Genomic DNA, 8,982 nt, shown 5'->3' with positions numbered 1-8,982 from the left:
CCGTTATCCTAACTCAAATACCCCCTGGGATTTTTTCTGGAACCAAGAATTTTATCACTATCAACTTCAGTTATTTGATGACAGTAAAATAGAGGAATTTATTCAGCGCTGGTACTATAGTCAGATTCAAGACAAAGCAGAAGCACAACGACTTAAAGAAAGCCTGAGCAACTTACTATCTGAGCATCAGCAGATTAGAAAGCTGGCACGAAATCCCCTATTGTTGACAATTATTACTTTAATTCACCGCTATCATTTCCGATTGCCTTTGGAGCGCTATCAGCTTTATGACCAGGCAGTAGACCTGTTATTAACCTCCTGGTATAATAAACCAGATCTTAGTAATAATCACACGCTGAAATATCTGAGATTGAATGATTGTAGACGATTGATGGAACGTCTCGGGTATTGGATGCATACCCAGGAGAGTAAAAAGGAAAAAGATAAAAAGGATAAAAAAGGTAAGATAGTAATTAATCGAGATGAACTGATCGCTTGGCTTGGTAGAGAAATTAATACACTCAAACAGATTCAGTTATACGAGGCCAAAGCAGAGGCAAAAAGGTTGGTTAATGTAATTAGCGTTCGCGTAGCGGCTCCAAAGGAGCATCGCACTGGCATTTTAACACAACAAGGGCTGGATGGTTACGCCTTTATCCATAAGATATTTCAAGACTATCTGTGTGCTCAAGAAATTATCTATAAAGCCGATAATGAAGGTAATTTTGAGATTATCCTGACTCATATCCAGGACCATCTCCATGACTCTTACTGGCAAGACGTATTGCTGCTACTAATTGCTCAGCTTAAACCAAAAAAAGCCGCTAAAGCAATTCAGGAAATTTTAAATCATGGCAGTGATTATGAGTCTTGGTTACATCGGGATTTATTATTTGCTGCCACTTGCCTTGCAGAAAATCCTCAACCCTTGAACATAGCAGATAATTCATTACTGCAAGAAATTTTAGCAGCATTAGTTACCCTAGCAGCCAGTGATTCACGGCGAGTTGGTTACCAAATTCATCAGCAAGTCTGTCAAACCCTTTCTGACTTGAATCAGACTGAGATTAACCTTGATGTTTTACAACTATTGAAAGATAGAGCAAACTCTCAGAAAGATACACAATCCCAGGAAACCCAAGTCAAGTTAGAGCAAAACCAGTTAGGGCAAAACCAATTAGGGGAAAACCCGACAGTCCTCAAAACCTTTTTGGCAGGGTTACAGCATAATAATGATACCGTGCGTCACCAGGCCAGTGAGATATTAACTAGTGATAGATTAACTAGTGATAGATTAAATAAATTAGACTATCCCGACTATTCTCTCACTACTACCGAGCACACTAGTTTTCCAAAAAATCCTCAGAACTTATCACTGAGTACTATGGTCAGATTAGAAAATACTTCAGAAAGCTTAGTAAATACATTGCTGAGCTGGCTAAAAGATGACGATGCTACGGTTCGTTCTGAGGCAGTTTTAGCATTAGGTGAATTGGGTCAGGCTTCTGACCCAGTAGTGAATAGCTTGTTGATGCGGCTAAACGATAAAAATGCTCGTGTTCGTTACTCCAGTATCTGGGCATTGGGCAAATTGAAACAGGGTCGTAAAACCGTTATGAGTGCGTTATTAACAAGGCTAAACGATCAAAATTCTCGTGTTCGTTGCTTGAGTGCTTCGGTGTTGGGTAAATTAGACCAGCCTGGTGAAACCGTAGTCAGTGCTTTACTCACATCCCTCAAGGATAAAGATTCTGATCTTCGTTGTGCTGCTGCAACTGCTTTAGGTCAGTTAGGTAATAGTCAGTTAGGGAACCTTTCTGAAACAGTGGTCAGTGCTCTGCTACCACAGCTAGAAGATCAAGATTCTGATGTACGTTGCGCCACTATTAATGCCTTGAGCCAGTTGGGTAATTCTTCACAAGTTGTGATCACTGCCTTGCTCGGGTGCCTCAAAGATGAGGAGTCTGGTGTACGTGCCTCAGCAGCTGAAACCTTGGCTGAGTTAGGTAAACCATCTAGTTATGTGTCCAGTGCTCTTGCACAATGGATTGAGCTGCACCAAGCCTCAGACTATGTGGGTAGTGGGATTGATGCTCTATGGAATTTGAAGACCGCACACTAGTTTATAACTTATAGGCCATAAGTTATAGCTCATTAGTTATAGGTCATTAGTCATTAGCAACTACTGATCAGATTAATGTTGAGTCACCAAAGACTAATGACTATCGACTAAGGATTTCAGCCTCCTGTACCCGTAATTTCTCAGATACCCTTAAATCGACAAAAATTCCACATCCTTAGTCATATTCAACGTATCCACAATCTTTTCCCCAGTATGATAAGCCGCTAGCAGAACTTCGCTAGTTTTGCCCCATGCGATCGCACCATTAGCATCTAGAGCGATAGCTGCAAAATCTCGCTGATTCTTCCGAGCTTCCTTAAATGAACGCTCCATGGCATTCACCAGGGATGAACCATCAGTGACTCGCACCACAATCCGTGCTGCTAGACACTCTTCCATAATGTCTTCCCCGATACCGGTGCAGCTCACTGCTGCATCAGAAGTAGCGTAATTTCCTGCTGGCATCGCGGAGTCACTGACGCGACCAATCCGTTCAAAACCCTTACCACCAGTAGAGGTTCCTGCTGCCAGATGACCCCGGCTATCTAGTACAACCACACCAATGGTTCCCCGTCGAGCTTCAGAGCTGGTCACCAATTCGTCCTCAGCAATCACTCCCGCCATCTTATGGCTAAAATTTGCCTGCCTTTCTTTGAGCCACTCTTGTAACCGCAGCTGCGTCATAGGATTGTAAACCGGCAGTTGCAGGTCTCGTAACAATTCTGCAGCTCCATAGTCCGACAGCACCCGGTCATCAGAGCCTTGCAACGCTTCTGCCAGCTCGATCGGATGCTGCACTCGCGACACATTAATCACACCGCTGAAGCGCTGAGATTGACCTTCCATCAGGGACGCACTCATCCGGATTTGCCCATCTGATTGCAACACCGAACCGGTTCCAGCATTAAAGCGGGGATTATCTTCTAAGAGTTGGCAGCCTCGGACAACACCATCAGTCGCACTAGCACCCTTGACTAACAAGGCATAAATCTCCTCAATAATTGAGTAGAGGGACTTGCGAATCGCATCAGCCCCTCCTTTGCCTTTTATAGAACTACCAGCACCACCGTGGATAATGACTTTGGGACACACCGTCTTCACAAACATACACAAGAATGAAGAAAACATTAAGGATTAAAACATTTAGTGTGAATTATGAATCTCTGATGTGTCAAGTGTGAAAATATACAAAACCAGAATAGTTGACTAATAAAACTCCTCGATCCAGCCCTGGTTATCCTTGATACCTCATCCGAGCTTCACACCAGATTTCCTTCTACGACAGCGTTCTGAGCAATATTTAACCTCCTCCCAACAATCTTGCCATTTTTTGCGCCATGTAAAGGAACGTTGACAAACAGGGCAAATTTTTGTTGGCAGGTTGGATTTCGATTGCTGGCGTGTCATATTAGTTTTATTATAGAATATAAATAACTATAATTGTAACAAATTATTAACCTAAATGAAGTTTAGTTAATAATTTTAACAAAAGTTAATTATATGCCAGGGCAAACCCATCTAAATTCCACACCCCTTATCCAGTAAGCATTTGATCAATTCATGAAAAACAAGACTTGATCCCTGAAATTCTCACCTAGCCTGCCTTTCAAACATAAGATGGGTTTGCACTAAATTATATGCCGGTTAATTAGTAATCGTTAATTAGTAATCGTTAATTAGTAATCGTTACTTGGTAATTGGTAATCGTTACTTGGTAATTGACCATTTTTTAGTGGGGAATTGTCTATAGCCATGTCCATATAGGTTGTGAAATCTCACCGAAGCCGGATGCCCAGAATAACAATGATTTTGGGTATTTTGGGTTTCTGTATGTTATACAACTCGTTTATAAAAACAAAGCGTTTTTGGTACTATTTTTCATACTTATGGGCTGCCAAGTCCTGGGTTTTATGGATTAGGAGTAGGCAATTAGGAATAGGCAATTAGGAATAGGCAATTAGGAGTAGGCAATTAGGAGTAGGCAATTAGGAGTAGGGATAAGGCAATTGACTGTAAACCCTAGACTAGGAGAAATGCTATAGTGATGGACGAAATAACCCTTCTAATCTTTCCCAAGGAATCGATAACTAGATAATAATTAATCAAACTAAAAATTAATCAAACTAAAAATTAATCAAAGAACCTATGCAACCTATTCGACAAGGCGACGTTATTTTACTTCCTGTAGAGCAAATCAATGGACAACAGTTACCTCACCTAACCCTAGCAGAAGGAGAGGTCACTGGACATTCTCATCGCATCAGTGATGGTGTTGCTCAGTTATACGAAAAACATGGACAAATTTATCTACAAGTTCTTTCAGAAACAGCAACTTTAACTCACGAAGAGCATCAGCCAATTGAGCTTCCCCAAGGTAGCTGGATGGTACGAATTCAACGAGAATATAAACCTCAAGGATGGCGATATGTTGCTGACTAATATCATGTCCGGTTGACTACTTATATAGCAAAGGGAGTAGGGAGTAGGGAGTAGGGAGTAGGGAGTAGGGAGTAGGGAAAAACAATTATCACAATTCCTACACGGATCCCTATTCAAACTTGTAACGTGAAACTTGATAACTTGTAACGTGAAACTTGTAACTTGATAACTGGCAACTTGATAACTTGTAACGTGAAACTTGTAACTTACCAATTACTAATTAATAAGCATTCAGCTGTTCACACAATTTCTGATCCTTAAACCTTCTCCAGTCTAACCAAAGCATTGTAGTCTGGAATATCCACTTCAGGCGATCGCTTACCTTTATCCAATAGGACATTTCCTTCGGGCCAATGTACCTGTAAATTTCCTGGTGTAATCGGTGCGATATGGATGTGTCCCTTGGAAATTCGCCTGACCTCTCCCCAGAAAACCTTAGCTGTGACGATGCGCACCCCAGGGGCAGATTTTGAACTAGCAGCAGGGTTCCTCTATTGTGAAGGAATTGTAAAGCATCGGGATGATATTCTACGGATTAGCTACTGTGTCGATTCTAATCGAGATGGTGAGCAGCGCTATAATATTGTGAATGTGAACCTGAGGGAAGAACTTACTCCAGATTTGCAGCCCCTGGAAGGTCACTTTTTTACCAGCAGCGCCTGTGGAATTTGTGGAAAAGCTAGTCTTGAAGCACTACGGTTGCGAGGGTGTTCAGTGATGTCTGATGCTATGGAAGTCAGCACTGATGTGATTTACAGCCTCTCGGAACAGCTGCGTTCAGCTCAATCAGTGTTTTCCACAACTGGGGGAATCCATGCTGCTGGGTTGTTTGTATTTTGAATGGATTAGACAGTAAATTAATACCTAGTTTGGTGCGGGTAAGGCAGGCAGGATAAAAGCCGAAGCGGCTCGAATGACAGCGGAACGTTCCTTGAAAGGAACGCGACCCCCTGGATAGGTTGTATATTGCTGACAAAATTCTACTAATTCTGTCGCTGATTCAGTCGTTGATAATCCACTTAGAATAAAAGTGAGTCGGTCAGGAGCAGCTAAAGTCACATTGCAAGGGCGACTACAGGCAGCCATACAGCGAACCTGCTGAAGATGAAAGGTATCTTGCAAATTTCGGGCAGCTAGTTCAGTTTGGAGTTGGTTGATAAAGTATTGGCCGATACTTTTTAGCTACCAGAATCTGCCAAAAGCGGATTCTGGCTCACTAATGCAAGCTGATTCCTCAGCCAGGGGGTATCTCCCAAGGCATGGCCGTAGGCCACGCTGCGCGAACGCAGAAAGATTCCACGAGCGCCGTTGATGTCTCTGTCCATTGCACGACCATCAACTTTTGATTTGATTATTTTACTTCCGCCAATGTTCACCATTTCGCCAGTCCAGCTAACCGTTTTGCTGGTATAAGCTTCACAAACATCTACTACTGTCTTGCCGGTTAAGAAGGCTTTATGCTTTAGGAATTCTTTGAACCGATAATGAGCAAAGTTGAGCATATTGCGGACAGTCTTAGATCTGAGTTTTCTATTTCCTTTTTTTGACATTTGAGATGTCTCAAAAGTAGGAAGTAGTATCACATCAAAGTTGTCTACAAGAAATCTGGCTGCTTTGTGATGGAGTTCATCTATCAAGTTTTGAATCCTGATTATCATCCGGCGAGCAGCTTTCCTCATTCGGCGTTTTTGTCCACGTTTAGCTTTGCTAATTTTGGACAGTAGATTATCTAGGTGCTGGCACAGTCTTTGGATTTGGGAAAAGTCTCCATGTCCAATCTTTCCGACGGAAGTCTCACTAAAAAAGGTGAGGAAGGTTCTGACTCCAGGGTAAGCAAGCAACTACTCGCCCTTGGTTATCGGTTTTCTCTTTCGTTGCTTCATGGGGGACCACCAAATAGTAATCCCCATTGTGGCTGGTTAGTCTGCAATCTCCAATATTGCTGGGAAGAGACTCTGCATAGGATATCTCCCCTAGCTTGGTATAATAGACGCCTTTCTCAGATACTGCCGACTTTGGTATGTAACAAGACTGTCTTGGGTTTTTACGAGACCTAAATCGGACTCGATTAATCTGCGAAGTCTTTTTGTACTTCTTTTTTGCCTCCCGTACGGCGGTGCAAGCATCCTTTATCGCTATGGATTTAATTTGATAAGGCACTGACTTACACCACTTGGGTAGGTCGTTTAGTATGCTGGTCTTGATGGCCTTCCAATTGGCCTTAACTTCACCGCTTTGAAGAATTTTGACGGTTTTGTTGAATACGTAACGGGACACCCCAAACCATCTGCGAATAAGCGATCGCTGTTCAGGGTTTAGGAACACTCTTATCTTCTTCGATTTTCTTACCGTATTTTCTGAGTCCGTGGACAGGCCGCGAAAAGACGTGAATGATGGAGAGAAGATCTGCGGTTTGCTCGGACTCGGGACAACTTTCAGGTTGGTCGAGAACCAGGATTTTTCCACCGTTGAGACCGACCAAGTACTCAATGAGTTCAAACCCGAATCGGGTGAGCCTGTCTCTACAGGTAACAATAATTGTGAGCTGATCTCCGCGCACAATTCGTTCCAATATGGTTCTAAGACCTTTCCTTTTTTAGTTGAGTCCTGACCCGATGTCAAAGATGATTTCCGCTTCTGGGAAGAGTGAGTGGAGGTAGGCGATTTGCCTGGCAAGGTCGTCTTTTTGCTTGTGGGTACTGACTCGACAATACCCAATGCTGAACTGACAAACTGGATCCACACCTCTTTTGAAGCTACCAAACCTGAGCAAGCTTTCGGTGTCAAAGAGTCTGCTTCCTCCAGGGGTTTTTTCGCACCTGATTGTGCCATTATCCGCATACTTCCTCAAAGTGTTCCCCGATAATCCCGTAAGTTCGACCGCCTTACGGAAAGGGACTAGTACCATAATTAAAATCTCACACACTTTTGTAAATAGTGCAAGATTTTTATATAAATCTCTTAGCAGTTGCTAGCCTCCTGACAAACCGCCTCGGCTTTTTTCTGTCGCAGAAAATCGACAAAGAGAACAGACGAATAAAGTTGCTGGAATCATTTTCAATAGAAGTGAAATCAATCAGTGAGTTCAACTTGAGCAAGGCTGAATCGTTGAGGCCGGGGATACCGCCCCCAACGATGATTAAGTCATAGGTGAATCAACTCATGAACGCACTAAATTATCGTTGTTTTGCTCAGAAGCCATGTTTTGGGCGGACACCCCAGGGGATGCGGCCCGCACAGCCCGGAACATGCCAAAGCGACACAATCCCGCCCCAAAGGCTAGTCGCATCAGCAAGAAGGTAGGCACTTCCCGCAGGGACTTGATGAACCCGACAAAACCAAATTTGAGTAATCCGCCTGGGCGGACAAGGCCCTGCCAGATAGAATCCAGCCAGGCGGGGAGGGTTTCCTGAGTCCAATCAGCAGTGGCCACCTGGCCTGCGACTAGCCCTGTCGCCTCCAACTGTTCTGAAAAGCCTTCAATGCTGGAAAAGGCCGGGTGAGACCATTGATCCAGCAGTTGTCGCATCACCGGACGCTCCCACCAGTTCAGGGTTTTGCTTCGGTCGTCCCGCTGATTCCAGTCGGCAATGACCAGAATTCCACCCGGTTTCAGAACGCGCAATAGCTCTTTGGCAAACTGCGCCTTGTCAGCTATATGTGGGCCTACCTCGATCGACCAGACCACATCAAAACTGGCATCGGGGAATGAAAGAGCCAGGGCATCATCGACCTGAAAGTGGGCATTCACCCCAGGCGGTGTCAGTTCTTGAGCACGTTTGACTTGCTGAGGGCTGATGGTGATTCCCGTGACGGCAAAACCACAGTCCCGCGCCAGAATGCGACTGCTGCCGCCAATGCCACAGCCCACATCTAAGACCGTAGTACCGGCAGAAAGCTTGTCTAACCCACCCCAAAGCACCATTTCATGCACAAAATCTGACTTGGCTTGGAGAAAATCCTTTTTGCGGGACGGAGAGCCGTAGTGCCCCAGGTGGATATGTTCCCCCCAGTAGAACTCTAAAATGCCATCATTCGTCCAATCGTCATAGGAATTGGCAACAGAATCAGAAGACTGATAGCGACGAGGCGTGAGGAGATAAAACGCAATCCCGACTATCAGGAGTGCCAGTAAAATTCCCAGCGTAGCAACTAACACATTCATTTAGATTAAACCTCAACCTTCAATACTTCTATCTTCAATATCTTTAATCGAAACCAAACGGTCTGAGGCAGCATCCCACAGGAGAAATTGGGAGCAGTCCAGCAGATTTCTGATTCCCAGGGTCTTTACCCCACATTCCGCAGGTGCGATCACATAATGTTGTATTTTTGACTGAAGTCCTCCCGTTCATTTGTACTACTATACTAGTTAAAGTCTATCCCCATAAGGGATATAATGATTGAACCCAAAAATTGTG

The 8,982-nt window shown here is 43.9% G+C and carries 12 protein-coding genes; 3 read left to right on the top strand and 9 right to left on the bottom strand.

The genetic code is table 11. The features are described from left to right. On the top strand, window positions 1–2,122 hold a 2,122-nt coding region (locus F6K52_RS26790; protein WP_293085495.1), incomplete at its 5' end, for a HEAT repeat domain-containing protein. Between the two features lie 150 nt (window positions 2,123–2,272). Here F6K52_RS26790 and F6K52_RS26785 read toward each other — a convergent pair. After that, a complete protein-coding gene (locus tag F6K52_RS26785; protein ID WP_293085499.1) occupies window positions 2,273–3,229 on the bottom strand; it encodes an isoaspartyl peptidase/L-asparaginase in 957 nt (318 codons plus the stop codon). 141 nt (window positions 3,230–3,370) lie between these two features. Further along, complete coding sequence (locus F6K52_RS26780) at window positions 3,371–3,529, bottom strand: DUF2256 domain-containing protein (RefSeq protein WP_293085493.1); 159 nt, start codon at window positions 3,527–3,529, stop codon at window positions 3,371–3,373. Window positions 3,530–4,267: 738 nt separating this feature from the next. Between F6K52_RS26780 and F6K52_RS26775 the strand changes: the two genes are divergently transcribed. Continuing rightward, a complete protein-coding gene (locus F6K52_RS26775; RefSeq protein WP_293085491.1) occupies window positions 4,268–4,561 on the top strand; it encodes a hypothetical protein in 294 nt (97 codons plus the stop codon). 257 nt (window positions 4,562–4,818) lie between these two features. Here F6K52_RS26775 and F6K52_RS26770 read toward each other — a convergent pair whose 3' ends face one another. Then, window positions 4,819–5,016, bottom strand: a complete 198-nt coding sequence (locus F6K52_RS26770; RefSeq protein WP_293085489.1) for a hypothetical protein — start codon at window positions 5,014–5,016, stop codon at window positions 4,819–4,821. On the opposite strand from F6K52_RS26770, the gene F6K52_RS26765 reads away from it, so the two are divergent. Beyond that, complete coding sequence (locus F6K52_RS26765; protein WP_293085487.1) at window positions 5,009–5,401, top strand: formate dehydrogenase accessory sulfurtransferase FdhD; 393 nt, start codon at window positions 5,009–5,011, stop codon at window positions 5,399–5,401. The genes F6K52_RS26770 and F6K52_RS26765 overlap by 8 nt on opposite strands. Before the next feature lie 24 nt (window positions 5,402–5,425). Here F6K52_RS26765 and F6K52_RS26760 read toward each other — a convergent pair whose 3' ends face one another. From F6K52_RS26760 to F6K52_RS26735, 6 genes are all read right to left on the bottom strand, one after another. Next, on the bottom strand, window positions 5,426–5,734 hold the full coding sequence (locus F6K52_RS26760) for a DUF1636 domain-containing protein (RefSeq protein ID WP_293085497.1): 309 nt from the start codon (window positions 5,732–5,734) through the stop codon (window positions 5,426–5,428). Window positions 5,735–5,739: 5 nt separating this feature from the next. Beyond that, window positions 5,740–6,402 (bottom strand): zinc ribbon domain-containing protein, encoded by a 663-nt coding sequence (locus tag F6K52_RS26755; protein WP_293085485.1) that lies wholly within the window; start codon window positions 6,400–6,402, stop codon window positions 5,740–5,742. Beyond that, window positions 6,359–6,886 carry a helix-turn-helix domain-containing protein gene (locus F6K52_RS26750; RefSeq protein WP_229424098.1) on the bottom strand — a complete coding sequence of 176 codons (528 nt, stop codon included), beginning with the start codon at window positions 6,884–6,886 and terminating at the stop codon, window positions 6,359–6,361. The genes F6K52_RS26755 and F6K52_RS26750 overlap by 44 nt, the downstream gene beginning before the upstream one ends. A gap of 271 nt (window positions 6,887–7,157) precedes the next feature. After that, window positions 7,158–7,469 (bottom strand): recombinase family protein, encoded by a 312-nt coding sequence (locus F6K52_RS26745; protein WP_293085482.1) that lies wholly within the window; start codon window positions 7,467–7,469, stop codon window positions 7,158–7,160. A 252-nt stretch (window positions 7,470–7,721) separates the two neighbouring features. Continuing rightward, window positions 7,722–8,726, bottom strand: a complete 1,005-nt coding sequence (locus F6K52_RS26740) for a methyltransferase domain-containing protein (protein ID WP_293085479.1) — start codon at window positions 8,724–8,726, stop codon at window positions 7,722–7,724. 12 nt (window positions 8,727–8,738) lie between these two features. Beyond that, entirely contained in the window at window positions 8,739–8,879 is a 141-nt protein-coding gene (locus tag F6K52_RS26735; RefSeq protein WP_293085476.1) for a hypothetical protein, read from the bottom strand. Window positions 8,880–8,982 lie beyond the last annotated feature (103 nt).

It is taken from the genome of Moorena sp. SIO3H5 (assembly GCF_010692395.1).
Lineage (GTDB): Bacteria > Cyanobacteriota > Cyanobacteriia > Cyanobacteriales > Coleofasciculaceae > Moorena.
Note: the sequence above shows the minus strand (reverse complement) of the source record. Positions and strands in the feature narration are given on the sequence as shown.

Coding starts and splice junctions, on each gene's coding strand:
- F6K52_RS26785 (WP_293085499.1), bottom strand. CDS start 3,229: ATGTTTGTGAAGACGGTGTGTCCCAAAGTCATTATCCACGGTGGTGCT.
- F6K52_RS26780 (WP_293085493.1), bottom strand. CDS start 3,529: ATGACACGCCAGCAATCGAAATCCAACCTGCCAACAAAAATTTGCCCT.
- F6K52_RS26775 (WP_293085491.1), top strand. CDS start 4,268: ATGCAACCTATTCGACAAGGCGACGTTATTTTACTTCCTGTAGAGCAA.
- F6K52_RS26765 (WP_293085487.1), top strand. CDS start 5,009: ATGCGCACCCCAGGGGCAGATTTTGAACTAGCAGCAGGGTTCCTCTAT.
- F6K52_RS26745 (WP_293085482.1), bottom strand. CDS start 7,469: ATGGTACTAGTCCCTTTCCGTAAGGCGGTCGAACTTACGGGATTATCG.
- F6K52_RS26740 (WP_293085479.1), bottom strand. CDS start 8,726: ATGAATGTGTTAGTTGCTACGCTGGGAATTTTACTGGCACTCCTGATA.